The sequence below is a fragment of the Streptomyces sp. NPDC046335 genome, assembly GCF_055587985.1.
In genome coordinates, this window is the sequence record NZ_JBVJFF010000006.1 from 116,962 (window position 1) to 141,022 (window position 24,061).

At 72.2% G+C, this 24,061-nt stretch carries 20 protein-coding genes and 2 pseudogenes; 8 read left to right on the forward strand and 14 right to left on the reverse strand.

Annotation, left to right across the window (positions count from 1 at the left end; all coding sequences use genetic code 11):
• The 9 genes from ACZ6JY_RS15995 to ACZ6JY_RS16035 all read right to left on the reverse strand — a co-directional run bounded on the left by ACZ6JY_RS15995 (position 1) and on the right by ACZ6JY_RS16035 (position 8,067).
• Positions 1-786: an ABC transporter ATP-binding protein gene (locus ACZ6JY_RS15995; RefSeq protein ID WP_469196371.1), complete on the reverse strand. Its 786-nt coding sequence runs from the start codon at positions 784-786 to the stop codon at positions 1-3.
• The gene (locus ACZ6JY_RS16000; protein ID WP_469196949.1) at positions 783-1,712 is read right to left on the reverse strand and encodes a FecCD family ABC transporter permease; all 930 of its coding nucleotides are present in this window, start codon (positions 1,710-1,712) and stop codon (positions 783-785) included. The genes ACZ6JY_RS15995 and ACZ6JY_RS16000 overlap by 4 nt, the downstream gene beginning before the upstream one ends.
• 80 nt (positions 1,713-1,792) lie before the next feature.
• On the reverse strand, positions 1,793-2,815 hold the full coding sequence (locus tag ACZ6JY_RS16005; protein WP_469196373.1) for a FecCD family ABC transporter permease: 1,023 nt from the start codon (positions 2,813-2,815) through the stop codon (positions 1,793-1,795).
• Positions 2,812-3,810, reverse strand: coding sequence for an ABC transporter substrate-binding protein (locus ACZ6JY_RS16010; RefSeq protein ID WP_469196375.1), 999 nt, complete (start codon positions 3,808-3,810; stop codon positions 2,812-2,814). The genes ACZ6JY_RS16005 and ACZ6JY_RS16010 overlap by 4 nt, the downstream gene beginning before the upstream one ends.
• A gap of 105 nt (positions 3,811-3,915) precedes the next feature.
• Positions 3,916-4,764: a siderophore-interacting protein gene (locus ACZ6JY_RS16015; RefSeq protein WP_469196377.1), complete on the reverse strand. Its 849-nt coding sequence runs from the start codon at positions 4,762-4,764 to the stop codon at positions 3,916-3,918.
• Positions 4,761-5,000 (reverse strand): phosphopantetheine-binding protein, encoded by a 240-nt coding sequence (locus ACZ6JY_RS16020; protein ID WP_469196950.1) that lies wholly within the window; start codon positions 4,998-5,000, stop codon positions 4,761-4,763. The genes ACZ6JY_RS16015 and ACZ6JY_RS16020 overlap by 4 nt, the downstream gene beginning before the upstream one ends.
• Before the next feature lie 256 nt (positions 5,001-5,256).
• Positions 5,257-5,697: an OsmC family protein gene (locus ACZ6JY_RS16025; protein ID WP_469196379.1), complete on the reverse strand. Its 441-nt coding sequence runs from the start codon at positions 5,695-5,697 to the stop codon at positions 5,257-5,259.
• 381 nt (positions 5,698-6,078) lie between these two features.
• Positions 6,079-7,038, reverse strand: a complete 960-nt coding sequence (locus ACZ6JY_RS16030; RefSeq protein WP_469196381.1) for an RNA polymerase sigma factor SigF — start codon at positions 7,036-7,038, stop codon at positions 6,079-6,081.
• A 108-nt stretch (positions 7,039-7,146) separates the two neighbouring features.
• Entirely contained in the window at positions 7,147-8,067 is a 921-nt protein-coding gene (locus ACZ6JY_RS16035; protein WP_469196383.1) for a VOC family protein, read from the reverse strand.
• Positions 8,068-8,281: 214 nt separating this feature from the next.
• Here ACZ6JY_RS16035 and ACZ6JY_RS16040 point away from each other — a divergent pair, with 214 nt between their 5' ends.
• On the forward strand, positions 8,282-9,469 hold the full coding sequence (locus ACZ6JY_RS16040; RefSeq protein ID WP_469196385.1) for a PP2C family protein-serine/threonine phosphatase: 1,188 nt from the start codon (positions 8,282-8,284) through the stop codon (positions 9,467-9,469).
• Positions 9,470-9,596: 127 nt separating this feature from the next.
• Positions 9,597-10,094, forward strand: a complete 498-nt coding sequence (locus ACZ6JY_RS16045) for a DUF5709 domain-containing protein (protein WP_469196387.1) — start codon at positions 9,597-9,599, stop codon at positions 10,092-10,094.
• Positions 10,095-10,260: 166 nt separating this feature from the next.
• Here the strand turns inward: ACZ6JY_RS16045 and ACZ6JY_RS16050 are convergent, their stop codons facing one another.
• Positions 10,261-11,193 carry a LysR family transcriptional regulator gene (locus tag ACZ6JY_RS16050; protein ID WP_469196389.1) on the reverse strand — a complete coding sequence of 311 codons (933 nt, stop codon included), beginning with the start codon at positions 11,191-11,193 and terminating at the stop codon, positions 10,261-10,263.
• 200 nt (positions 11,194-11,393) lie between these two features.
• Here ACZ6JY_RS16050 and ACZ6JY_RS16055 point away from each other — a divergent pair, with 200 nt between their 5' ends.
• The 6 genes and pseudogenes from ACZ6JY_RS16055 to ACZ6JY_RS16080 all read left to right on the forward strand — a co-directional run.
• Positions 11,394-12,389: a fumarylacetoacetate hydrolase family protein gene (locus ACZ6JY_RS16055; RefSeq protein WP_469196391.1), complete on the forward strand. Its 996-nt coding sequence runs from the start codon at positions 11,394-11,396 to the stop codon at positions 12,387-12,389.
• A gap of 24 nt (positions 12,390-12,413) precedes the next feature.
• Positions 12,414-12,886, forward strand: a pseudogene (locus tag ACZ6JY_RS16060) (cyclase family protein); the annotation flags it as partial.
• 23 nt (positions 12,887-12,909) lie between these two features.
• The gene (locus tag ACZ6JY_RS16065; RefSeq protein WP_469196393.1) at positions 12,910-14,040 is read left to right on the forward strand and encodes an FAD-dependent oxidoreductase; all 1,131 of its coding nucleotides are present in this window, start codon (positions 12,910-12,912) and stop codon (positions 14,038-14,040) included.
• Complete coding sequence (locus tag ACZ6JY_RS16070) at positions 14,037-15,035, forward strand: amidohydrolase family protein (protein WP_469196395.1); 999 nt, start codon at positions 14,037-14,039, stop codon at positions 15,033-15,035. Before ACZ6JY_RS16065 ends, ACZ6JY_RS16070 begins: the two co-directional genes overlap by 4 nt.
• Positions 15,036-15,047: 12 nt before the next feature.
• Complete coding sequence (locus ACZ6JY_RS16075) at positions 15,048-15,986, forward strand: VOC family protein (protein ID WP_469196397.1); 939 nt, start codon at positions 15,048-15,050, stop codon at positions 15,984-15,986.
• Between the two features lie 54 nt (positions 15,987-16,040).
• Positions 16,041-16,163: pseudogene (locus ACZ6JY_RS16080) on the forward strand (fumarylacetoacetate hydrolase family protein); the annotation flags it as partial.
• A gap of 60 nt (positions 16,164-16,223) precedes the next feature.
• On the opposite strand, the gene glgB reads toward ACZ6JY_RS16080, so the two are convergent.
• From glgB to ACZ6JY_RS16100, 4 genes are read right to left on the reverse strand one after another with little or no spacing between them, the layout of a single operon-like run.
• Positions 16,224-18,518: a 1,4-alpha-glucan branching enzyme gene (glgB, locus tag ACZ6JY_RS16085; RefSeq protein ID WP_469196399.1), complete on the reverse strand. Its 2,295-nt coding sequence runs from the start codon at positions 18,516-18,518 to the stop codon at positions 16,224-16,226.
• Between the two features lie 3 nt (positions 18,519-18,521).
• Positions 18,522-19,862 carry a maltokinase N-terminal cap-like domain-containing protein gene (locus ACZ6JY_RS16090; protein ID WP_469196401.1) on the reverse strand — a complete coding sequence of 447 codons (1,341 nt, stop codon included), beginning with the start codon at positions 19,860-19,862 and terminating at the stop codon, positions 18,522-18,524.
• Between the two features lie 15 nt (positions 19,863-19,877).
• Positions 19,878-21,605 carry a maltose alpha-D-glucosyltransferase gene (gene treS, locus ACZ6JY_RS16095; protein ID WP_469196403.1) on the reverse strand — a complete coding sequence of 576 codons (1,728 nt, stop codon included), beginning with the start codon at positions 21,603-21,605 and terminating at the stop codon, positions 19,878-19,880.
• A complete protein-coding gene (locus tag ACZ6JY_RS16100) occupies positions 21,602-23,824 on the reverse strand; it encodes an alpha-1,4-glucan--maltose-1-phosphate maltosyltransferase (protein WP_469196405.1) in 2,223 nt (740 codons plus the stop codon). Before ACZ6JY_RS16100 ends, treS begins: the two co-directional genes overlap by 4 nt.
• Between the last annotated feature and the right edge of the window lie 237 nt (positions 23,825-24,061).

Below are 24,061 nucleotides of genomic sequence, written 5' to 3' on the forward strand. Positions count from 1 at the left end.
TCACTCTCCTTGCAGGGTGGGGACGACCATCGGCGTGTCCGTCACCGGGTCGGGGACGATGATGCTCGGCAGGTCGAACACGTCCTTGATCAGCGCGGCGTCCACCACGTCCGTGGGGTCGCCCTCGGCGACGATCCGGCCGCCCTTCATGGCCACCAGGTGGTCGGCGAAGCGGCACGCCTGGTTGATGTCGTGCAGGACGGCGATGACGGTGCGGCCTTCGTCGCGCAACTTCGCCAGCAGGCCGAGCAGTTGGTACTGGTGGGTGATGTCGAGGAACGACGTCGGCTCGTCGAGCAGCAGGTAGGGCGTCTGCTGTGCGAGGACCATGGCCATCCACACCCGCTGCCGCTGGCCGCCGGACAGCTCCTGCACGGGCCGGTCGCCGAGGTCGGCGACGCCCGCGGCGGCCATCGCCCCGGTGACGGCCTCCTCGTCGGCCGCCGACCACAGGGCCAGCATCGACTGGTGGGGGAAGCGTCCGCGGCCCACCAGTTGGCGGACCTTGATGTCGTCGGGCGCCAGCGGGTCCTGCGGCAGGAAGCCGAGCTGCTTGGCCAGCGCCTTGGCCGGGTAGCCGCCGACCTCGCGGCCGTCCAGCTCCACCTGCCCCGAGGCGGGGCGCAGCAGGCGTACCAGCGCGCGCAACAGGGTGGATTTCCCGCAGGCGTTGGGCCCCACGATGGCGGTGAACGCGCCGTCCGGCACATCCAGGCTCAGCCGTGTGGACACCACCCGGTCTCCGTAGCGCAGGGTGATGTCCCGCGCGGTCAGGCGTGCGCTCACGCGCGCCTCACCTCCTTGGTCAGCAGCCAGATCAGGTAGCAGCCGCCGATCGCGGTGCTCACCACGCCGACGGGGAGCGCGACGGGGGCGAGCAGCATCTGGGCGATCAGGTCGGCTCCTTGGAGCAGTACCGCGCCGGTCAGCGCGGCGGGCAGCAGCGGTACGCCGGCGGCGCCCGCGAGCCTGCGGCCGATCTGCGGGGCGGCGAGGGCGACGAACACGATCGGTCCGGTCACGGCGGTCACCGTGGCCGTGCAGCCGACGCCGATCAGGACCATGAGCAGCCGCAGCCGGTCCAGGCGGACCCCGGTGGCGGAGGCGACCGCGTCACCGAGCGCCGCCTGGTGCGTGGCGTGCGCCTGGGTGGCCATGACGACGAGGAGCACGCCGATGACCGAGAAGGGGATGCCGAGGTCGTCCCAGCCGACGCCGTTGAGCGAGCCCGCGCTCCAGCCGACGGCGGCGATCGCCACCTCCAGTTCGGCGCGGAGCACGATCCAGGAGTTGACGGCGGTCACCATCGCGTTGACCGCGATGCCGATCACCACCAGGCGAAGCCCGGAGAAGCCCTTGTCGAACGAGAGCAGGTAGATCGTGGCGGCCACGACGAGTCCGCCGAGGACCGAGCCGACGGCCAGTTGGGCGGATGTGCCGGACAGTACGGTGATGGCGACCAGGGCGCCGGAGTAGGCGCCCGCGTCCAGTCCGATGACGTCCGGGCTGCCCATCGGGTTGCGGGTCAGGTTCTGGAAGACGGCCCCCGCGACGCCGAGCGCGGCGCCGAAGACCAGGGCGGCGAGGACCCGCGGCAGCCGCCAGTCCTGGATGACCACGGAGGGGTCGGAGCCGCTGAGCGCGGCGAACACCTCGCCGGGGCTCGACCAGGAGGCGCCGTAGCAGAGCCCGAGCAGGCCGAGGCCCAGCATCAGGGCGACGAGCACGGCGATGAGGACGACCGTGCGGCGTTCGACCCTGACCCGGCCGCGCGCCAGCGGTACGAGCGCGGTCACAGCGATCCCTCCCCGAAGCGGCGGACGGCCCAGATCAGCATGGGGCCGCCGAGAAACGCGGTCACGATGGCCACCGGCACCTCGCCGGTGGGCAGCAGCACCCTGGACCCGATGTCGGCGACGAGCAGCAGGATCGGGCCGAGGACCATCGTGTGGAGGATCAGCCACGGCACCGAGCCCGCCGCGACCCTGCGGACCAGGTGCGGCACGATGAGGCCGACGAACAGGATCGGCCCGGCCACCGCCGTCGCCGCCCCGCTGAGCACGGTGATGAGGACGAGCGTGATGCCGCGCACCCGGTTCACGTTGGCGCCCAGGGTGTGCGCCACGCTCTCGCCCATGGTCAGCGCGTTGAGCGCCCTGCTCAGCACGAGGGCGCCTGCCAGGCACACCACGATGGCGGTCAACGGCCAGGCGAGCGGCGCCTGTTCGCGGGCGGCCAGCGAGCCGACCGACCAGAACCGGTAGACGTCGAAGACGTCGGGGAGCATCAGCCGCATGCCCAGGGCGACGCCGGTGAGCACGGCGGTCAGGGCCACGCCGGTCAGTACGAGGCGCAGCGGCGAGCGGCGCCCGACGGCGGCGACGAGCAGGGCCGCCAGCGCCGAGCCGATGACCGCGCAGCCCAGCTGGCCCGCCTGCCCGGCGGCGAAGCCGAGCCCGGAGCCGAGGGTGATGGCGAACCCGGCGCCGGCGGTGACGCCGAGGATGCCCGGCTCGGCCAGCGGGTTGCGGGCCAGCGTCTGGATCAGCGCGCCCGCCACCGCGAGGGCGGCGCCCACGGCGATGGCGAGCAGCGCGCGGGGCGCCCGGACGTCACGCACGATGACGTGGTCGTCGGTGCCCTGGTAGTCGAGCAGCGCGCGCACCACCTCGGCGGGCGAAACCGGGCGGGCGCCGACACCGATGCTGACCACGGCGACCGCCGCGAGCAGCACGAGGCCGCCGATGAGCAGCCCTGCCTGGGGCACGCCCCGCTTCGTCTTCGCCGCCTCGGTCGTGCGGCACGCGGCGGTCACGACGTGAGGAGCGGCGCGAACGACTCGTCGATCGCGTCCAGGGTCTGCATGGCCTGCCCGTAGGTCGCGGCCTCGGTGTAGCGGATCGGGAAGGTCTTCTTGGCCTTGACGGCCGGGAGGTTCTTCCACAGCTTGGAGTCCATGACGTACTTCACCGACTCGGGGACGCTGCCGTCGGCGTTGACCGAGTACGTGATGGCGTCGGCCTCGGCGAGCCCGTCGGGCAGCTCCTCCAGGGAGGGGTACTCGCTGACGGCGCGCGAACCGGGACCGGGCTTCTTGACCTTGCCGTAGTACTTCGCGCCGACGTCCTCAGCGATGTTGGTGCCCCACGAGCCGCCGAACTCGCGCTGGAAGGTGCCCTTGGCGGCCTCGCCGTACGCGCCGACGTGGCCAAGCTTCAGGTCGGGCAGCGCGTTCTCGTACTTCTTCGCGAGGCCCGCGGCCTTCTTCTCGTACGCCTTCTGCGTGGCGTCGAACTTCTTCAGCGCGCCCGCGGCGTCGGCCTGCTTGCGGGACTGCTCGCGCCACGCGGACGGCACGGTCGGGCCGATGGCGACGACGGGCGCGATGGACTTCAGCCGCTTCATGTCGATGTCACCGAGGACCGGGGCCGGCACACCGATGACGATCAGGTCGGGCTCGGCCTCGGCGATGGCCTCGTAGTTGGTCTCGGCCGCCTGCTCGCCCGCCACCTTGTCGAGCTTCTTGTAGGCGGCCAGGTCCTTCTTGCTCATCATCGGCTCGCCGCGCTTCCACGAGGAGATGCCGACCAGCGGCGCCTGTGCCTCGATCATGACGGGCACGGCGTAGCCGGTGGCGACCACGCGCTTCGGCTTCGCCGGGATGGTGATCTTGCCGTTGTCCGCGGCGAACACCCGGGTCTTGCCGTCCCCTGCCTTGTCCGAGCCGCCGTCGGACGACGAACCGCAGCCGGTGACGGCCAGGGCCAGCGCCACGGCACCGGCCAGACCCGAGGTTCTGCGTATGGACATGGGTAACTCCTTGGTCGCTGTGGGGTGAAGCAGGTGAGTGGACGTCAGTCGTCGAACAGGGACGGAGACGGAGACGTCAGTCGTCGAGCAGACGGGTGAAGCGGGTCAGTGGTCGTCGTCGAAGTCGGCGACGCCGCGCTTCCAGTAGCCGGTGATGTCGGCGTCGGCCTTGTCCAGGCGCAGTTCGTCGCGGACCCAGCGGCGCAGCGGCTTGATCTGTCCCGCCTCGCCCGCGGCCCACACGTAGATCCGTTCGCCCTCGGGCACGGTCACCGCGGTCACGGCCCGCGCCAGTGCGTCGCCGGTACCCGGGGCACGGTCGCCGCGGTGCAGCCAGCGCACCTCGAAGCCTTCGGGCGCGGAGAGTTCGATCTCCTGCGTGGCGTCGGCGACCTCGATGAACGCCCAGCCCCTGGCGGTCGGGGGCAGCTCTTCGAGCCATCGCGCGATGGCGGGCAGCGCCGTGATGTCGCCCGCGAGGAGATAGCGGTCGTATGTGTGCGGGACGATCAGGCCGCCGGGAGGTCCGGCGAGGTGGATGACGGCGCCGGGCTCGACCGCGGCCGCCCAGTCGGAGGCGAGGCCCCCGTCGTGCGGGGCGATGTCGATGTCGATCTCGGCGGTGGCCGGGTCGTAGCGACGGACGGTGTACTCCCGCGAGGTGGGCGAGGGCCGCGGCCAGCGCAGCATCGCCCCGTTCCGCTCCGGGAGGCGCAGCGAGCCGTCGGGTTCGGGGAAGAGCAGTTTCACGTGCTCGTCCGGGGCGTGGGCCTCGAAGCCCTCCGCGCCGGGCCCGCCGAGGGTCACGCGCAGCAGGCCAGAGCCGACCATGGCGGTGCGCACGACCTCGGTCTCGCGCAGATGGATCGGGTAGCCCACCTTCTCGGCGTGCCGGCCCGCGCGGACCTCGGCGATCCGCTCCAGGTGGCGGTGCCTGTGGTCCTCGCGCGTCATGCGCCGCGGCCCGTCAGAAGTGCCGTCCAGTGCCCCAACTCGGGCTGTTCGGCGAGGTCGGGGAACTCCACGGCGGCCGCGCCCGCCGCGCGCCAGCGCTCGATCAGCATCATGATGCGCACCGAGTCCAGACCGTGGTCGAGCAGGTTGTCGTCGGGCGCGAGCTCGGCGGGGTCGCAGTCCAGCAACTCCGCGACGTCGGCGCGTATCCGCTCGGGCGACAGGGTCTGGTTCATCGGGGCTCCTGCGGGGATCGGCACCGCCGCCGGGGTGGTCCCGGCGGCGGTGGTGGTCACGACGCCACAGCTCCGTGCGACGAACTCGCACGCCTGGTCGTGGCGTTCACGGGGGGATGCGGATGCGAACCGGCGTACGCGGAGGTCCGCGCGGTCGGCGTCGCCCGACGGGGCGGGCCCATCCCTCCCCCCGCTTGGCTAGGCAAGGCTAACCTAACTAACCACGCGGAGCGCACGCAACATGGTCATCCGCTGGTCATCCGCCCATGAACAGCACCGTCCCGTCGGGCCCGGCCACCTCGACGCGGGCGCCGTGTTCGACGGTGCGGCTCACCGTGCAGTACTTCTCGTGGGTCAGCCGGATGGCACGTTCGAGCGCCTCGGCGGTGTCCGGGTCCCCGTCGGGCAGGGCGAGTTCATAGGAGACGCGGACCGCGCCCACGCGGCCGTCGTCCTCGGGCCGGGACGCCGACTCGACGACGATGCGCAGACCGTCGTGGTCGACGGCGCGGGCGGTGCTGTCGACGACGAGCCCGCCACAGCCGCCGAGCGCGGCGAGCAGCAGCTCGACGGGGGTGAAGGAGGGCTGAGCGGCGGGGTCGTTGGCGCCGGCGACGCGGACCTCGGCGCCGCGGTCGTTGCGGACGGTCCAGTCGCGTTCGCCGTTGCGTACGGTTTCGATGCGGTAGTCGGCCATGGCGGAACCGTAACCACGGGCGGGCCCCTCATCGCGCAGGCCGGTCCGGTCATCGCGCGGGCCGGTCCGGGCGGGGAGCCCGCGCGCCCCACACGCGCGGACTCCCCGTTGTGCGCCCCTTCCCCCAGCAGCCGTCGCCGGGAGCGAGCGGCGGCCGCGGTGCCGATTCTGCCGAGAACGCGCACGGATCTCATCCCGCACCCGCGACTTTCGGTAACCTTGCGTGTTCAAGGAGTGGCGAGAAGTGACGGAACGAAGGTCCCGTTTCCGTTGCGGCGGCTCGGGGAGCTCACGGCGGGCCCATACGAATACCTCCGGATGGCGCGAATACCCCGCATTGAGCCAGACCTGAACTGGCCGCCCCGGGGCGTCGGTCCGACCTCAGTCCCGGGTCAGCAGGCCCTCGCGCAACCGGGCCAGCGTGCGCGAGAGCAGCCGTGAGACGTGCATCTGCGAGATGCCGAGGGCGGCGCCGATCTCCGCCTGGGTCATCTCCTGGCCGAAGCGCATCTCGATGATGCGGCGTTCGCGTTCCGGCAGGTCCGCCAGGAGCGGTGCCAGGGCGTGCAGGTGCTCGAAGGCCTCGATGGCGGGGTCGTGGGCGCCCATGATGTCGGCGAGCGAACGGCCGCTCCCGTACGTCTCGCTCTCGTCGCCCAGGCCCTGCGGGGCGTCCAGGGACCCGGCGGCGTACCCGTTGGCGGCCATGACGCCCTCCAGCGCCTGCTCCTCGGTCACCCCGAGGTCGGCAGCGAGCTCCTTGACCGTCGGCTCACGGCCGAGGGTGAAGGAGAGCCGCTCCTGGGACGTGACCAGCTCGGTGCGGAGCTCCTGGAGCCTGCGCGGGACGTGCACGGCCCAACTGGTGTCACGGAAGTAGCGCTTGATCTCCCCGAGGACGCAGGGGACGGCGAACGAGACGAACTCGCAGCCGCGGTCCATGTCGAACCGGTCGATGGCCTTGATCAGCCCGACCGTGCCGACCTGCACGATGTCCTCCAGATGTCCGTTGCCGCGGTTGCGGAACCGGCCTGCGACGTAGTGCACCAGGGAGAGGTTCATCTCGATCAGCGTGTCGCGCGTGTACCGGTACTCGGGCGAGCCCTCGGTCAGTTCCCGGAGCCGCTCGAAGAAGAGCTTCGTCAGTTCCCGCGCGTCCTTCGGGGCGACCTGGCTCGGGGTGACTTGGTCCGGGGTGACGTGGTTCGGGGTGACGTGGTTCGGGGTGACGTGGTTCGGGGTGACGTGGTTCGGCGTGACCTCGTTCGGGGCGGCCTCGTTCGGGGCGGCCTGACCGGCCTCGTCGATGGCCTCGTTCACGTCGGCCGTCCGAAGAAACATGCTGCGCTCACCTTCCACACTCTCGACTCGCGCACTCTCGATACGCGTTCGCGTTCGCATTCGCATGCGCGCATTTCCGATCCGCGCGCTCCCGACGGGCGGCATGGCTCAGCCCGCCACGACCGTGAAGGGCATGCCCTCGCGGTCCGCCAGTACGGCCTCCCGCCGGTGGCGCGGCCCGACCGGCGGCGTGATGACGCGCCCGCCCCCGGCCACGGCAGCGGCGACGGCCGCGTCCACGTCGGCCACGCGGAAGCACGCGTGCCAGCGGTGCCTGCCCCCGGTTCCGGGCGCGGTCCCGCCCCTCAGCACGGCGACCGTGCGCGGTCCGTCCCGCACCACGATCCGCTCGTCGATGTACTCCACCCCGCAGCAGCCACCGGCGCCCGACGCCCAGCCGAGCACGCCCCCGTAGAACAGGGCGGCGGCGAAGATGTCGCGCGTGAACAGTTCGACGCGGGCGACAGCGCCATCCCCAGCGCCATCCCCCACCGTCCGGTGGCCGTCGGGGGCCTGCTGCCGTATGCCGAAGACCGCGTCATCGGGGCCCGCCACCACGGCGACCCGGCCCGCGTCGCCGGACAGCGGCCCGACCGCCACCGTGGCGCCGCGCTCACGGAGCCTGCCCACCGTGTCGTCCACGTCCCCGACGGCGAAGTACGGCAGCCAGCCCGCGTGCACGCCCAGGTCACACGTGGTGCCGCTGAGCGTCCCCACCGGCTCGCCCGCCTTCAGGAGCAGCGAGCGCGGCCGGCCCGGCGAGCCGAGCAGCGGTACGTGGCACCAGCCGAGCACCCGGCCGTAGAACCGCTCCGCGGCCCGTACGTCGCGGGACGTCAGGCTCAGCCGGCACGGCACGCCCGTCCCCTGCCGCGAGGTGCCGGGGGCCGGGGTTCCGCTCTCCTTGGGCCGCCGCTCGCCGGGCGCCACGAGGCGGAGCCCGGCCTCCCGGGGGCGCCGCCGGTCCCGCAGGACCCCTCGATCCTGTCGGCTGCTGACGCTGCTGACACCCACGTCCCTCGGCGGCACAGCGCTCTCCTCTCACCTGGTCCTGCGGTTTCTGCGGTTCCTGCGGTCCCGGGTGTGATTCCGCGGACAGAAGGTCGCTTACCGGGACTTTCCTCACCTGAACGAGGGACCAAGGACCCCTCCTGTCCGGCCCCGAAGACCCGGGCCCCGGGCGGCCCGCGCCGGGCGGGATCGCGAGCGCGATGTGAGACTGCCCCTGAGGCGGTGATCACAGATGTCGAGTCGACCCGGCGTGCCAGGACACGGCGAGCAGCTCCTGGAACAGCTGCTCACCGCCGCCCACGCGGCCGCCGCGCTGGAGCTTCCCGCGGTGGTCCAGCAGTTCGCCGACGCCGTGGCCCTTGACCGGATCGACGTGTATCTGGTCGACCTCCAGCAGCGGTACCTGGTGCCGCTGGCCGACGGGCCGACCACCCTCGGCGTGGACAGCTCCATCGCCGGTTCGGCCTACCGCGCCCATGAGCTGCGCGTCGAGGAGGGCGCCCACGGCCGGCTCACCGCCTGGCTGCCGCTGGTCGACGGGGCCGAGCGGCTCGGCGTCATCGGCGCCACGGCACCGTCCCTCGACGGCACGGCCCTGCGCCGCTGCCGGATCCTGGCGTCCATCCTGGCCATGGCGATCACCTCGAAGCGGCAGTCCAGCGACAGCTTCGCGCGGCTCACACGGTCCGACAAGATGCGGCTGCCCGCCGAGATGCTCCGGACCTTCCTGCCCCCTCGGACGATCGGCAACTCCCACGTCGTCTCGACCGCCGTCCTCGAACCGGCGTACGAGATCGGCGGTGACGTCTTCGACCACTCCCTGACCCGGTCCACCCTGCACGTGGCGATCCTGGACGCCATGGGCCACAACCTCGCCTCGGGCCTCACCACCGCCGTGGCCATGGCGGGGTGCCGCAACGCCCGCCGGGCGGGGGTCGAGCTGCCCTCGCTCGTGGAGAAGATCCAGGAGGCGATCGCGCAGTGGCTGCCCAAGCAGTTCTGTACGGGCGTCCTCGCCCAGCTCGACCTGGCCTCGGGCGTCCTGCGGTGGTGCAACTGCGGCCATCCGCCGCCGCTGCTGATCCGGGACCACCGGGTGCTCGACCATGCCCTCGAACGGGCTCCCCAGCCGCCCATGGGGACGCCCGCCTCGCTCGCCGACGTGGAGTGGGTCGTGCACGAGGAGGCGCTGCTGCCGGGCGACCGGGTCCTGATGTACACCGACGGCGTCACCGAACTGCGGACCAGGGGCGGCGGCGAGTTCGGCCTCGAACGGTTCGTGGACAGCATCATCCGGGCCACCGCCGCGGGCGAATCGGCGCCGGAGGCCCTGCGCCAGCTCATCCACTCCATCCTCGACCGGCAGGACAACCAGCTCCGCGACGACGCGACCCTGCTGCTCCTGGAATGGCGGCCCTGAGCGGCGCGGCCGGACCAACGGCCGGACCGTCCCGCACGTCGGCACGTATGTTCCCGACCATGGCGGATACACGGCAGAGCAACGGCAGGACACCCGCACGCGCCACGCAGTGAGGAGTACGGGAACCATGGGGAACGAGGACGTCACGGGCGACGAGGTCTACCAGCCCGAAGCGGACGAGATACGCGAGGACGACGGAATCCTCGACCCGGAGGACACGCTCGGGGACCAGGAGTCCGACCCCTACGACGAGGGCTGGACACCGCCGGAGCGCCCGCTCGGCGCGACCCGCACCGGCATCACCGCGGAGGAGCAGCACGAGGGCGAGAGCCTCGCGGAACGGCTCTCCGAGGAACGGCCCGATCCCGCGCTCGGCGTGCCGGAGCCGGCCGAGGGCGACGAGGCCGTCGACGGCACGGCACAGGCCGACGAACCGCTCGACGAGGCACTCCCGGTCGCCCTCGACGACGAGCCGCTGCTCCCTCCGGACGAGGGAGCGGTCGAGGACCCGGAGGACGCCGCCGAGCACGACATGATCGGCGAGGACATGGGCGTCGAGGACGACGAAGGAGTGGCCGAGCCGGCCGCAGCACCCCGGGAGCCCACCGGCCCACTCGTCCCGTAAGCCCAGGGCCACCCACCCCGTACATGCGCGGTACCGCCCCCACCACCCCGTACATGCGCGGTAACCGCCCACCCCGTACATGCGCGGTACCGCTCACCCCGCGAAGCCGCCGCACCCGGCAGCCCTACAGCCCTGCCGCACTGCCCCGCCGCACACACTCCTGCCGCTACCCCGCGCCCACAACACCCTCCCCCTCCCCCGCGATCCGTCCGCCCACCCGTGCCGCCGTTTCGCGCAGCCAGATGTGGGCGGCGTCGTGCGTGTGCACCGGGTGCCACCACAGGGCCTCCCGCAGCGGCACCGCTTCGTACGGCGGCTCGACCACGCGGACGGCGGCCACCGGCGCGAGCAGCCGGGCGAGGCGTGCCTGGACGAGCGCCACCCGCCGGGTGCCCGCCACGAGCAGCGGCAGCGACTGGAAGCTGTCGACGGACACCTCGGCCCGCGGTTCGATGCCCAGCATGGCGAGCTGACGCATGGCCGGGGCGTCGTAGGTCCGCTGGTAGGTGACCCAGGGCAGCCGGGCGAGGTCGTCGTGGGTGAGCCGTTCGCCGACGCCGGGGTGGTCGTCGGCGACCAGGAACACCCAGCGGTCGGTGTAGAGGTCGGTGGCGGGGAAGTCGCTGATGACGCCGTGCGGCATGAGCAGCCCGTCGATGGTGCTCAGCAGCGCGCCGGTGTCGTCGACCGCGGTGGGCGGGGCCTGGGTGAACCGCAGCCGGATGCCGGGGGCCTCGTCGTGGACCACGCGGGCGAGTTCGGTGCCGAAGACCGCCACGGCGTAGTCCGACGCCACGAGCCTGAACTCCCGGCTCTCCCTCGCGGGGTCGAAGTCGGCCTGGCTGGTGAAGAGGCGCTCCAGGATGTCGTAAGCGGTGGAGGTCCGGTCCAGGAGCACCTGGCCCAGGGCGGTCAGTTCGTAGTGGCCGCCGACCCGGGCGAGCAGTTCGTCGCCGAAGTGTCTGCGGAGCCGGGCCAGGGCGGCGCTCATCGCGGGCTGGCTCAGGCCCACGCGTTCGCCGGCCCGGGTGACGTTGCGTTCCTCCAGGAGCGCACGCAGGGCGACGACGAGGTTGAGATCGAGACGGGCCAGGTTCATGCGGCTCCCCTGCCGATCCTGTCGGCACCGTGGCGGACAGCACCGTGCCGGACAGCACAGCGCCGGACGGCACAGCGCGGACAGCGCAGCGCCGGGGCAGCACCATAAACAGCGTGGATGACAGTCATCCACACAATCTATTTCCCTGATTGTGGGTCGCGGGTCCAGATTGGTCACACCGCAATCAGGAGGACACGTCCGTGATACCCGAGCCCGCAGTCGCGCTCTTCGCCGGGCCTTTCGCCCTCGGCACCCTCTCGGCCCCCGGGGGGCCACCCTTCCCCGCCCTCGTGAGCCCCGATGGTCAGGTGCTCGACCTGCGACACGCCTTCGACGAGGGCCGGCTGACGGTCCGGGACCTGCTGGAGCGCTGGGACGAGGCGCCGCCGCGTCTCCACGAGCTGGCCGCCGACACCGCCGCGCCCCGCAGGCCGCTCAAGGGCCTCCATGTGCACGCCCCGGTCGAGCCGCGCCAGGTGTTCCAGTCCGGCGCCAACTACCGGCAGCACGTCATCGACCTGCATGTCGCCCACCGCGCCCCCGGTGACGACCGCCCCGAGGCCGAGCGGCGAGCGGAGGCCGCTCAGATCATGGACCGGCGGGCCGCGGAGGATCTGCCGTACGTGTTCATCGGACTGCCGAGCGCGGTCACGGGACCGTACGACGACGTGGTGCTGCCCTCCTGGGCCGAACAGCCCGACTGGGAGCTGGAGTTGGCCGCCGTGATCGGCAGGCCCGCCCACCGGGTGTCCGTCGAAGAGGCGCTCGGGCACGTCGCCGGGTACACGATCGCCAATGACCTGACCGACCGGGCCACGGTCTTCCGGCGGGACATGCCGCAGATCGGCACCGACTGGCTCCGTTCGAAGAACGCGCCCGGGTTCACGCCGCTCGGGCCGTGGATCGTGCCGTCCGGGACGATCGCCGACCCGGGCGACCTGCGGCTGACCCTGCGGCTCAACGGCGAGACCATGCAGGACGAGTCCACCGCCGACATGCTCTTCGGCGTGGCGCGGATGGTGTCGTACGCCTCGCGGAGCGCGCGTCTGCTCCCCGGCGACCTCGTGCTGACGGGCTCCCCGGCCGGGAACGGCATGCACTGGGGGCGCCTGCTGCGCGACGGCGACGTCATGGAGGGTGCCATCACCGGGCTCGGCACCCAGCGCACCCGCTGTGTCGCCGAGGTGGCCCGGTGACCCTGGCACGACCCGGAGGCCGACGACGACGCCGAGCGCCGCGAGGGCGCGGCGCTGGTGCGGCGGGGCGTCAGCTTCTCGCTGTCGCAGCGGTTCGACATGGAGGGGCCGCAGAAGGGCCGGCGGCGCCGGACCAACCCCGTGCGCACCATGCTCGACACCGGCACGGACGCCGCCCTCGGCCTCCAGGGCTTCCCGCACGGCCCACCTCCGACGGTGATCTCGTCACCGGCATCGAGCACATGCCCGCCCACCTCACTGGGGCGAGTACGCGGGCGGTCCGGCCCCCCGGCCTGTCCCTCACCACGGCCGGGTGGCTGCACCGCACGGAGATCGCCGCGATCGCCACCGACACCTGGGGCTTCGAGATGCGGGACCTGGACGCGCTCGCCGAGGACTGCGCGGCCGACGGCGTCCACGCGTTCTGGCTCACCGCCGCGCCACTGCCCATCACGGGCGCCGTCGGCTCCCCCCTCAACCCCGTCGCCGTCAAGTAGGCGCATGATCCATGGAGTTCACCGTGTCCCACTCGCGCAAGGTCCTCGTCATCGGCGGCGGCGCGGCCGGCAACGCCGTCACCATCCTGCTGCGCCGCGCCGGGCTGGCCGTCGACCTGATCGAGGCCAAGGACGACTGGAACGCCACCGCGGGCTCGGGCATCACGCTGCAGGGCAACGCACTGCGCGTGCTGCGCGAGCTCGGGGTGTGGGAGGAGGTGCGGGCCGCGGGGTACGCCTTCGGCTCCGCCGGCATCACCGCGCCCGACGGGACGGTCCTGCACGTCGCCGACGACCTCCGTACCGGCGGCGACGACCTGCCCGCGACCGTCGGCATGCGGCGGCCCCGGCTCCAGCAGATCCTCGTCGAGGCGGTCGGGGCGAGCGGCGCCTCGGTCCGCCTCGGCACGCGTGCGACGGCTCTGACGCAGGACGCCACCGGGGTCTCGGTGCGGTTCACCGACGGCACCGAGGGCCGCTACGACCTGGTCGTCGCCGCCGACGGCCTCGGTTCCGCCACCCGAGCGGCGATCGGCATCGACGCCGGGCCCGAACCGACCGGCATGGCCATCTGGCGCGTCACCGCACCCCGCCCGGCCCGGGTCACCCGCGCCGATCTGGCCTACGGCGGCCCCGCCTACATCGCCGGGTACTGCCCCACGGGCGACACCACGCTCTACGCGTTCGTCGTCGAGGACAGCCGTGACCGCGCCGCCATCCCGCCGGAGACGTACGCGGCCGAGATGCGCCGGCTGACCGCCGGGTACGGCGGGCACTGGCCGGAGATCACCGCGCACATCACCGACCCGGCGCAGGTCAACTACACGTGGTTCGACCGCATGCTGGTCGAGGGTGCCTGGCACCGCGGCCGGGTCGTGCTCGCCGGGGACGCCGCCCACTGCTGCCCGCCCACCCTCGCCCAGGGCGCCGCCCTGTCCCTGGAGGACGCGCTGGTCCTCGCCGAACTCCTGACCGGCTCCGAGCCGTGGGACGACGCGCTGTTCCAGGCGTACTACGAGCGCCGCGTGCGGCGTGTGCGGCCCGTCGTCGAGGCGTCGGTGCGGATCGGGCAGTGGCAGCTCGACGGGGAGCGGGACGCCGACGTGCCCGGCCTGATGGCCCGCACCATGACGATGCTCCGGGAACTGCCGTGAGGGTGCCCACCGTCGACGTGCACGCGCACGTCCTGCTGCCCGAGGTCGACGCCCTGGTGGCGGACCTGCCCGGACGCGCCGCGGCCAGGGAGCTGGACGCCCGCCGCAACGGCTCCGCCGCGCTCGCCGTCAGCACGGCGATGATCGGCGAGCGGTTCGCGCGCCTGACCGACCCCGCGGCGCGCCTCGCCGCGATGGACGACCGGCGCGTGGACGTGCAGCTCGTCAGCCCGTCCCCGTCGCACTACCACTACTGGGCCGACGAGCGGACGGCGGAGAAGGTCTACCGCCTCGCCCATGAGGCGACGGCCGCGCACTGCTCGGCCGCGCCGGACCGGCTGCGCGGACTCGGCCTCGTACCGCTGCAACATCCCGCTCAGGCGGTACGCGCGCTCGCGCACGCCCTGGCCCAGGGCCTGGCGGGGGTGGAGCTGTCGAGCGGTGCGCCGGGCCGTGAACTGTCGGACCCCGCCTACGAACCACTGTGGTCGGCGGCGGAGGAGGCCGGGGCGCTGCTCTTCCTGCACCCCTTCGGCTGCACCCTCGACGAGCGTCTCGACCGGTGGTACCTGTCGAACTCCGTCGGCCAGCCGGCCGAGAACGCCGTCGCGCTCTCCCATCTCATCTTCTCCGGCGTCCTCGACCGGCACCCGCGTCTGAAGCTCGTCGCGGCGCACGGCGGCGGATATCTGCCGACCCACATCGGCCGCGCCGACCACGCCTGGGCCGCACGGTCCGACGCCGGCGCCGGCTGCCGTCACCGGCCGAGCAGCTATCTGCGGCGGCTCCACTTCGACTCGCTCGTGCACGACCCGCACGTCCTGCGGGAGCTGATCCGGGCCGCGGGCGCCGACCGCGTGCTGCTCGGCTCCGACTTCCCCTTCGACATGGGCAGCGACGATCCGCTCGGCGCGCTGCGCGCCGCCGCGCTCTCCCCGTCCGACACCGAGGCCGTACGCGGCGGAAACGCCGCCGCCCTGCTCGGCCCGTCCTGAGAGGAACCCACCATGCCCGCACGCCTGCTCACCCATCTGCGCCACGTCGACCTGGCCGTCCCCGACCACGCCAAGCAGCTCGCGTTCTACACGGACACCTGGGGCCTGACCAAGGTCGCCGACGACTCCGGCCTCTCGTTCCTGGCCGCCGAGGGCTCCCCGGAGCAGTACGTCGTACGGCTGCGCCAGGCCGAGGAGAAGCGCCTCGACCTCGTCTCGTACGGTGCCGCGAGCGCCGCCGACGTCGACACACTCGCCGAGCGGCTCCTCGCCGGAGGGGTCCGGCTGATCACACGGCCGGGTTCGCTCGACACGCCGGGCGGCGGCTACGGCTTCCGCTTCTTCGACGTCGACGGGCGCACCATCGAGGTCTGCGCCGACGTCGAGGCACGTCAGCACCGCAAGGTCGAGGAGCGCGAGGCCATCCCGGTCCGGCTCTCCCACGTCGTCCTCAACTCCCCCGACCTCAACCGCACCCGCGCCTGGTACGAGCGCCACCTCGGCTTCGCCCTGTCCGACACCCTCAGCTCGCCGCACATGGGCGAGGTCATGCACTTCATGCGGATCAGCAGCCAACACCACTCGATGGCGATAGCGCAGGGCCCGCACACCGCGCTGCACCACGTCTCCTTCGAGATGCGCGGCATCGACGAGTACATGCGTGGTTCGGGCCGTGTGCTGCGCGCCGGGCACCGGAAGATCTGGGGCCCCGGCCGGCACATGGCCGGGGACAACACCTTCACGTACTTCCTCGACCCGCACGGCAACACCGTCGAGTACACCACCGAGCTGGAGTGCCTTGACGAGGACACCTGGCACCCGCACGTCTACGACTTCTCCCGGCCCGAGGTCACCGACCAGTGGGGCACCGCCAACCCCATGAACGAACTCGTCGCGAAGGAGTCGTTCAACGACCCCGACCGCGGTGTGTTCGTCGCCCCGCCGGTCTGACCCCCGCTCACCCGACCCGGCCAGGAGCAGCCCCATGCGTTTCGCCGCCTACGAAAGGGCAAGGACACCGCCACCAGCCTCGGCCCGGTCCTCGTGACCGCGGACGCCCTCGAACGGCACCGCGACGACGAGGGGTTCCTGCGGCTCGCCCTCACCGCCGAGGTGAACGGCCGGGTCGGCCGCCGCCGCGCGGGGAAGCGGCCGGCGGGCCCCGGCGTCGGCGGCTGAGCCGGGGGTTCACTCCGGGCGCAGCCAGACCGTGGCCAGGGGCGGCAGGGTCAGGCTCAGCCGGGCAGGGCGGCCGTGCGCGGGCTCCGGTGCGGCCTTCAGCGGGCCGGGGTTGCGGACGTCGCCGCCGCCGTACGAGGCCGCGTCGGTGTTGAGCACCTCGCGCCATACCGTGTCCGCGCGGTCCACGCCGAGCTCGTAGCCGTGGCGGACGACCGGGGCGAAGTTGGACACGGCGAGCAGCGGTGTGCCGTCCGCCGCGTACCGCAGGAACGCCAGGACGTTGTCCTGGGCCGCGTCCGTCACGATCCAGGAGAACCCGGACGGGTCGGTGTCCCGCTCCCAGAGGGCGGGCGCCTCCCGGTACCGGTGGTTGAGGTCGCGCACCAGGCGCCGCACACCGTTGTGGTCCTGCTGGGCCGGGTAGGCCGGGTCGAGCAGCCACCAGTCGAGTCCATGCTCCTGCGACCACTCGCCGCCCTGGGCGAACTCCTGGCCCATGAAGATGAGTTGCTTGCCGGGGTGGGCCCACATGTAGCCGAGGTAGGCGCGGTGGTTGGCTCGCCGCTGCCACCAGTCGCCGGGCATCTTGGAGACGAGGGCCTGCTTGCCGTGGACGACCTCGTCGTGCGAGAGGGGCAGGACGTAGTTCTCGCTGTAGGCGTACACCATCGCGAACGTCATCTCGTTGTGGTGGTACTCGCGGTGCACGGGGTCGCGCTTGATGTACTCCAGGGAGTCGTGCGACCAGCCCATGTTCCACTTCAGGCCGAAGCCGAGTCCGCCCAGGCCGTCGGGCCCGACGTCGTGGGTGGCCCGGGTCACGCCGTTCCACGCCGTCGACTCCTCGGCGATCGTGACGACACCCGGGCAGCGGCGGTAGACGGTCGCGTTCATCTCCTGGAGGAACGCGACGGCGTCGAGGTTCTCCCGGCCGCCGTGTTCGTTGGCGGCCCACCGCCCCTCCTCGCGCGAGTAGTCGAGGTAGAGCATCGAGGCCACGGCGTCGACGCGCAGGCCGTCGATGTGGAACTCCTCGCACCAGTACGTGGCGTTCGCCACGAGGAAGTTGCGCACCTCACGGCGGCCGTAGTCGAAGGTGAGGGTGCCCCAGTCGGGGTGTTCGGCGCGCCGGGAATCCCCCGGTTCGTAGAGGTGCTCGCCGTCGAAGGCCGCGAGCGCCCAGTCGTCCTTCGGGAAGTGGGCGGGGACCCAGTCGAGGAGCACGCCGACACCGGCCTGGTGCAGTGTGTCGACCAGGTACCTGAAGTCGTCCGGCGTGCCCATGCGGGAGGTGGGCGCGTAGAAGCCGGTGACCTGGTAGCCCCAGGATCCGCTGAAGGGGAACTCCGCGACGGGCATCAGCTCGACGTGGGTGAAGCCCGCGTCGGTGACGTAGGCGGTGAGTTCGTCCGCGAGCTGACGGTAGGTCAAACCAGGGCGCCAGGACGGCAGATGGACCTCGTACACCGAAAAGGGCGTCTCGCACACCGGGCGGTCCGCGCGGTGGGTCATCCACGCGTCGTCCGCCCATGTGTAGGAGGACTCGGTGACGACCGACGCGGTCGCCGGCGGCACCTCCGCCCTGCGGGCCATCGGGTCCGCGCGCAGGGTGTGGGTGCCGTCGGGGCGGGCGATGTCGAACTTGTAGACCGTCCCCGCGCCGAGGCCGGGCACGAACAGCTCCCACACGCCGCTCGAACCGAGCGAACGCATGGGGTAAGCGGTCCCGTCCCAGCAGCTGAAGTCGCCGCAGACGCGGACACCTCTGGCGTTCGGCGCCCAAACGGTGAAGCGGGTGCCTGTCACACCCTGGTGGGTCATCGGGTGGGCGCCCAGCGCCTTCCAGAGCTGCTCATGCCGGCCCTCGCCGATGAGGTGCAGGTCGTATTCGCCGAGGGCGGGCAGGAATCGGTAGGGGTCGTGGTATTCGGTCGCCGGGCCGTCGTACGTGACGCTCAGCCGGTACGCGGGGATCGCGTTCCCCTCGGGTCCTTCGGGCGGCAGGACCGCGGAGAAGAAGCCGTCGCCCATGACGTTCAGCGGGATCCGCCGCTCGCCGGTGATGAGCGTGACCCCCCGGGCGTAGGGCCGCAGGACCATGAAGGCCACGCCGTCGGCGGCCGGGTGCGCGCCGAGCACGGCGTGCGGGTCGTGGTGGGTGCCCGACAGGAGCCGTCGCCGGTCCTCGTCGTCGAGCGGAGCCGGAGGCACGCGGGTCACGTGCCCGGGGGCGGGCCTGGTGACGACGGGGGCGCGCAGGACGGCCGCGGGGTCGGTGGCGGGGGTTTCGGTGTAGGTCATGGATCAGCTCTCCTCTGCGAGGCGGGCGATCGCCGCCATGGGGACCGGCAGCCAGTCGGGACGGTGTCTGGCCTCGTACAGCGCTTCGTAGACCGCCCGGTCCGTCTCGTAGGCCCGGAGCAGTTCGGTCTCGGTGCGCGGGTCCCACGTCGCTTCGGCGGCGTAGCCCGCGCAGTAGGCCTCCCGGCAGCGCCGCACCCATGAGGAGCGGCGCGGGTGGTGGGTGTGGGCCGCGTAGTCGAAGGAGCGGAGCATGCCGGCCATGTCCCGTACGGGGGTCTGGGCGTTGCGCCGCTCGGCGAGCGGCCGGGCCGGTTCGCCCTCGAAGTCGATGACGAACCACCGGTCGCCCGCCCTGAGGACCTGGCCGAGGTGGAGGTCGCCGTGGATGCGCTGGGCCGGGCGGCCGAGGCCGCGCGCCGCCACCGCCGCGTACGCGGCCCGCAGCCGTGAGACGTAGGGGACGAGCCCCGGCATCTGCCGGGCCGCGCTCTCCAGGCGCCCGGTCATGGCGGCGGCGAGCCGGGCGCCGCCGTGCGGGTCCGGTGGTTCGGTCGGGAAGGCCCTGGCCAGCGCGAGGTGCACCTCGGCGGTGGCGCGGCCGAGTTCGTACGACTCGTCGGCGAAGTCGGCGCCGGATGCCAGCGACTGGAGCGCGAGGGTCCAGCCGTCGGTCGCCTCGCGCAGGAACGGCTGGAGCACGCCGAGGGTCATCTTCCGCGGTTCGGTGGTCCAGAACCACGCCACGGGCGCGGGCACCCGGGTGCAGTCCCCGCCCGCGAGCGCCCGCGGCACCTCCAGGTCGGGGTTGATGCCGTACTGGATGCGGCGGAACAGCTTCAGGATGTACGCGTCGCCGTACACCAGGGAGGTGTTGGACTGCTCCCCGTCCAGGAGCCGGGGCGGGAGCCCCTCGGGCACCACGCTCCGCGCGTCCCGTTCGAAGCGCAGCGGGCCCGTGGCGCCGGGGACGCGCAGGCGTTCCAGGAGCAGCCCGGCCGACCAGGGGTCGAGGAGGGCGTCGTAGACGGTGAGTCCCGCGAGCGGGCCCGCGTCGGGCCTGCCGATGACGGCGTGGTGGAGCCGGGCCGGCAGGTGTTCGCGGACGCCCAGGATGAGCTGGTAGCAGTCGTCGGGCCGCCCCGCGTGCCCGGTGCGGATGAGCAGGTGCAGGCACCCCGGGTGCAGTTCGGTCGTCGACAGCACGGACAGGTCCGTCACGGGCCTGCCCTTGCCCGCGAACCAGCGTTGCCTCGGCAGCCACTCCCGGAGGAGCCCGGCCAGCGAGGTCAGCAGCTGTGGGGGGCTGAGGCTGCTGGGTGACTGCGATGCGGTCTGCAGCATGCGCGACAGGTCCCTTCAGAAGTGCACCGCGGGCGCGGCCGGACGTCGTGGCTGGTCGGACAGGCGGAACCAGTAGAAGCCGTGACCGGCGAGGGTCAGGAGGTACGGCAGTTCACCGATGGCCGGGAAGCGCACTCCGCCGACCAGCTCCACGGGGTGGCGTCCGGCGTAGGCCCGCAGGTCCAGTTCCGTCGGCTGGGCGAAGCGGGAGAAATTCGACACGCAGAGCGCCAGGTCGTCCCCGTACTCGCGGAGGTAGGCGAGGACGGCGGGGTTGGAGGAGGGGAGTTCGGTGTAGCTGCCCAGGCCGAAGGCGGGGTTCTGTTTGCGGATCTCGATCATCCTGCGGGTCCAGTGCAGGAGTGAGGAGGGCGAGGACATGGAGGCCTCGACGTTGGTGACCTGGTAGCCGTAGACGGGGTCCATGATCGTGGGGAGGTAGAGGCGTCCGGGGTCGCAGGAGGAGAAGCCGGCGTTGCGGTCGGGGGTCCACTGCATGGGGGTGCGCACGGCGTCGCGGTCGCCGAGCCAGATGTTGTCGCCCATGCCGATCTCGTCGCCGTAGTAGAGGATCGGGGAGCCGGGCAGGGACAGCAGCAGGGCGGTGAAGAGTTCGATCTGGTTGCGGTCGTTGTCCAGGAGGGTGGCCAGGCGGCGGCGGATGCCGATGTTGGCGCGCATGCGCGGGTCCTTGGCGTACTCCGCGTACATGTAGTCGCGCTCTTCGTCGGTGACCATCTCCAGGGTCAGCTCGTCGTGGTTGCGCAGGAAGATGCCCCACTGGCAGCCCGCCGGGATCGCCGGGGTCTTCGCCAGGACTTCCGACACGGGGTAGCGCGACTCGCGGCGCACGGCCATGAAGATGCGCGGCATGACGGGGAAGTGGAACGCCATGTGGCACTCGTCGCCGCCGTTCTGGAAATCCCCGAAGTAGTCCACCACGTCCTCCGGCCACTGATTGGCCTCGGCGAGGAGCACGGTGTCCGGGTAGTGCGCGTCGATGATGGAACGGACGCGCTTGAGCAGTGCGTGGGACTGCGGAAGGTTCTCGCAGTTGGTGCCCTCCTCGGCGTAGAGGTAGGGCACGGCGTCGAGGCGGAAGCCGTCGATGCCCAGGTCGAGCCAGAAGCGCAGGGCGGAGATGATCTCTTCCTGGACGGCCGGGTTCTCGTAGTTCAGGTCGGGCTGGTGGGAGAAGAAGCGGTGCCAGAAGTACTGCTTGCGGACCGGGTCGAAGGTCCAGTTGGAGGCTTCGGTGTCGACGAAGATGATGCGGGCGTCGCCGTACTGCTTGTCGTCGTCGGCCCAGACGTAGTAGTCGCCGTAGGGTCCTTCGGGGTCGGTGCGTGAGGCCTGGAACCACGGGTGCTGGTCGCTGGTGTGGTTCATGACGAAGTCGATGATCACGCGCATGCCGCGCTGGTGGGCGCTGTCGACGAACTCCACGAAGTCGGCCAGGTCCCCGAAGTCGGGGAGCACCGCCGTGTAGTTGGACACGTCGTAACCGCCGTCCTTGAGCGGCGATTCGAAGAACGGCGGCAGCCAGAGGCAGTCGACGCCCAGCCACTGGAGATAGTCCAGCTTGGCGGTGATGCCCTTCAGGTCCCCGATGCCGTCGCCGTTGCTGTCCTGGAAGGAACGGACCAGGACCTCGTAGAAGACCGCGCGTTTGAACCAGTCGGGGTCGCGGTCCTTGCTCGGCGTGTCCTCGAAGGTGTCCTGGACTGGCTCATTGACCATCATGGTGTGCGTGACCCTCCGGTCGTCGGGCGGTCGGCCGGCTCGCCCGGTCCGTCCAGTGCCTCGCACCGCCGCACGGTCAGCACGTGCGCGCCGCCCGGGCCGAGGCGCACGTAGTTCTCCCTGCCCCAGTGGTAGATGTCGCCGGTGAGTTCGTCGCGGACGGGTACGGTCTCGTGCCAGTCGAGGCCGAGTTCCGGCATGTCGAGCGAGACCGTCGTCTCCTGGGTGTGGTGGGGGTCGAGGTTGACGGCCACCACGACGACGTCCTCGCCCGCACGCTTGCTGTAGATGATCAGCCGGTCGTTGTCCGCGCGGTGGAACCGGAGGTTCCTGAGCAGGTGCAGGGCGCGGTGGCGACGCCTTATCCCGTTGAGCGTGGTGATGAGGGGCGCGATGGAGTAACCCTCGCGCTCGGCCGCCGCCCAGTCGCGCGGGCGCAGTTCGTACTTCTCCGAGTTCAGGTACTCCTCGCTGCCCGCCCGCACCGGGGTGTTCTCGCACAGCTCGAACCCGGCGTAGATGCCCCAGGTCGGCGAGAGCGTCGCGGCGAGGACCGCCCGCGCCTCGAAGGCGGCACGGCCGCCCTCCTGGAGGTAGCCGGGCAGGATGTCCGGGGTGTTGGCGAAGAGGTTGGGGCGCAGATAGGCGGCGCTCTCCACGCTGAGGTCGGTCAGGCACTCGGTGAGTTCCCGCTTGGTGTTGCGCCAGGTGAAGTACGTGTACGACTGCTGGAACCCGGCCGCGGCCAGGGCCCGCATGACCGCGGGGCGGGTGAAGGCCTCGGCGAGGAAGATGACGTCGGGGTCGGTGGCGTTGATCCGGGCGATCACCTGCTCCCAGAACACCACGGGCTTGGTGTGCGGGTTGTCGACGCGGAAGATCCGCACGCCGTGCCCCATCCAGAACCGCAGCAGCCGCTCGGTCTCCGCGATGAGCCCCACCAGGTCCGCCCCGAAGGCGATCGGGTAGATGTCCTGGTACTTCTTCGGCGGGTTCTCCGCGTACGCGATGCTGCCGTCCGCCCGGTGGTGGAACCACTCCGGGTGCTGCTCCACCCACGGGTGGTCCGGCGAGCACTGGAGGGCGAAGTCCAGGGCGACTTCGAGACCCACGTCGCCCGCCCGGCGCACGAAGGCGTCGAAGTCGTCGATCGTGCCCAGGTCCGGGTGGACGGCGTCGTGGCCGCCCTCGGAGGAACCGATCGCCCACGGCACGCCGACGTCACGCGGCCCGGCGGTCAGTGAGTTGTTCGGGCCCTTGCGGTGCGTGCCGCCGATCGGGTGGATCGGCGGCAGGTACACCACGTCGAAGCCCATCCCGGCGATGGCAGGCAACCGCTCGGCCGCCGTGCGGAACGTGCCCGGAACCGGCGGCGCACCCTCACGGAGCACGGCGCCCTCCGAGCGCGGGAAGAACTCGTACCAGGAGCCGAAGAGAGCCCGCCGCCGCTCCACGAGCAGAGGCAGGGCGTCCGTGCGGGTGACCCGCTCCCGCAGCGGGTGGCGTGCGAGCACCGCTTCCACCCTGGGGGTGAGTGCCGCCGCCAAACGGGCCACGGGTGAGCGCCGTTCGTCCCGCAACGCCCGAGCGGCGTCGAGCAGGGCCCGGCGGCCGGCGCCCTCGGGCACCCCCCGCGCGGCGCGCTCGTACAGCCGCGCGCCCTCTTCGAGGGTGACTCCGGTGTCGGTCCCCGCCGGGACCTTCACCTCGGCGGCGCGGCGCCATCCGGTCACCGGGTCCGCCCACGCCTCCACGGCGTACGTCCAGCGCCCCTCGGCGTCGGGGGTCACGTCGGCGCCCCAGCGGTCGGTGCCGGGGGCCAGTTCGCGCATCGGGGTCCACGGGCCCCGGCGTCCTTCGGGGCCGATCAGCACCACGTCGGCGCCGACCGCCTCGTGACCCTCCCCGAAGATCGTGGCCGTGACCTGGAAGGTCTCCCCCGGCACGGCCTTGGCGGGGCGGCGCCCGCCTTCGACCACCGGCCGCACGTCCCGGACGGGGACGTCGAAGGTGACCGGGCGCTCCGTCGGGACGGGCGGCACCGCCCGCGCGGGGGCGCGCTCGCGGGGCGCCTTCGACCGGGCGGCGGCCCGCTCCGGGGCGGGCGGCTCGGCGCGGGCGGCCCTGCGCTTCGGGGCGCGCGGCTTCGGCCGGGCGGTACTCCACTCCGGGGCAGAGGTCGTCGGCCGGGCGGCGCTCGTCTGCGGAGCCTGGGTCATCGATCTCTCCTCTGGGTGGACGGCCGCCGGCCGCCGGTCACTCGTCGAAGCGCGTCCGCGCGCCGCGGCCGGCGGGGTCGGCGCCGGCCAAAGCTTGTGGACCCATAGTGCATGGATGGACACGAAGCGTCCTGTTGGGTCTTCAACGACTTCGGGAGCGGCTCGTGTTGCACGAATGGAGCAGTGTGCTCACTCTGATAGTGACTCAGAAGCGAACGACGCTCACGCTTCGTGCTC

What these genes read in the sequence shown, in the direction of transcription:
- ACZ6JY_RS16000 (WP_469196949.1), bottom strand. Translation starts at nt 1,712, where the DNA reads ATGCTGGGCCTCGGCCTGCTCGGGCTCTGCTACGGCGCCTCCTGGTCG.
- ACZ6JY_RS16010 (WP_469196375.1), bottom strand. Translation starts at nt 3,810, where the DNA reads ATGTCCATACGCAGAACCTCGGGTCTGGCCGGTGCCGTGGCGCTGGCC.
- ACZ6JY_RS16015 (WP_469196377.1), bottom strand. Translation starts at nt 4,764, where the DNA reads ATGACGCGCGAGGACCACAGGCACCGCCACCTGGAGCGGATCGCCGAG.
- ACZ6JY_RS16020 (WP_469196950.1), bottom strand. Translation starts at nt 5,000, where the DNA reads ATGAACCAGACCCTGTCGCCCGAGCGGATACGCGCCGACGTCGCGGAG.
- ACZ6JY_RS16025 (WP_469196379.1), bottom strand. Translation starts at nt 5,697, where the DNA reads ATGGCCGACTACCGCATCGAAACCGTACGCAACGGCGAACGCGACTGG.
- ACZ6JY_RS16030 (WP_469196381.1), bottom strand. Translation starts at nt 7,038, where the DNA reads ATGTTTCTTCGGACGGCCGACGTGAACGAGGCCATCGACGAGGCCGGT.
- ACZ6JY_RS16040 (WP_469196385.1), top strand. Translation starts at nt 8,282, where the DNA reads ATGTCGAGTCGACCCGGCGTGCCAGGACACGGCGAGCAGCTCCTGGAA.
- ACZ6JY_RS16045 (WP_469196387.1), top strand. Translation starts at nt 9,597, where the DNA reads ATGGGGAACGAGGACGTCACGGGCGACGAGGTCTACCAGCCCGAAGCG.
- ACZ6JY_RS16050 (WP_469196389.1), bottom strand. Translation starts at nt 11,193, where the DNA reads ATGAACCTGGCCCGTCTCGATCTCAACCTCGTCGTCGCCCTGCGTGCG.
- ACZ6JY_RS16075 (WP_469196397.1), top strand. Translation starts at nt 15,048, where the DNA reads ATGCCCGCACGCCTGCTCACCCATCTGCGCCACGTCGACCTGGCCGTC.
- glgB (WP_469196399.1), bottom strand. Translation starts at nt 18,518, where the DNA reads ATGACCTACACCGAAACCCCCGCCACCGACCCCGCGGCCGTCCTGCGC.
- ACZ6JY_RS16090 (WP_469196401.1), bottom strand. Translation starts at nt 19,862, where the DNA reads ATGCTGCAGACCGCATCGCAGTCACCCAGCAGCCTCAGCCCCCCACAG.
- treS (WP_469196403.1), bottom strand. Translation starts at nt 21,605, where the DNA reads ATGATGGTCAATGAGCCAGTCCAGGACACCTTCGAGGACACGCCGAGC.
- ACZ6JY_RS16100 (WP_469196405.1), bottom strand. Translation starts at nt 23,824, where the DNA reads ATGACCCAGGCTCCGCAGACGAGCGCCGCCCGGCCGACGACCTCTGCC.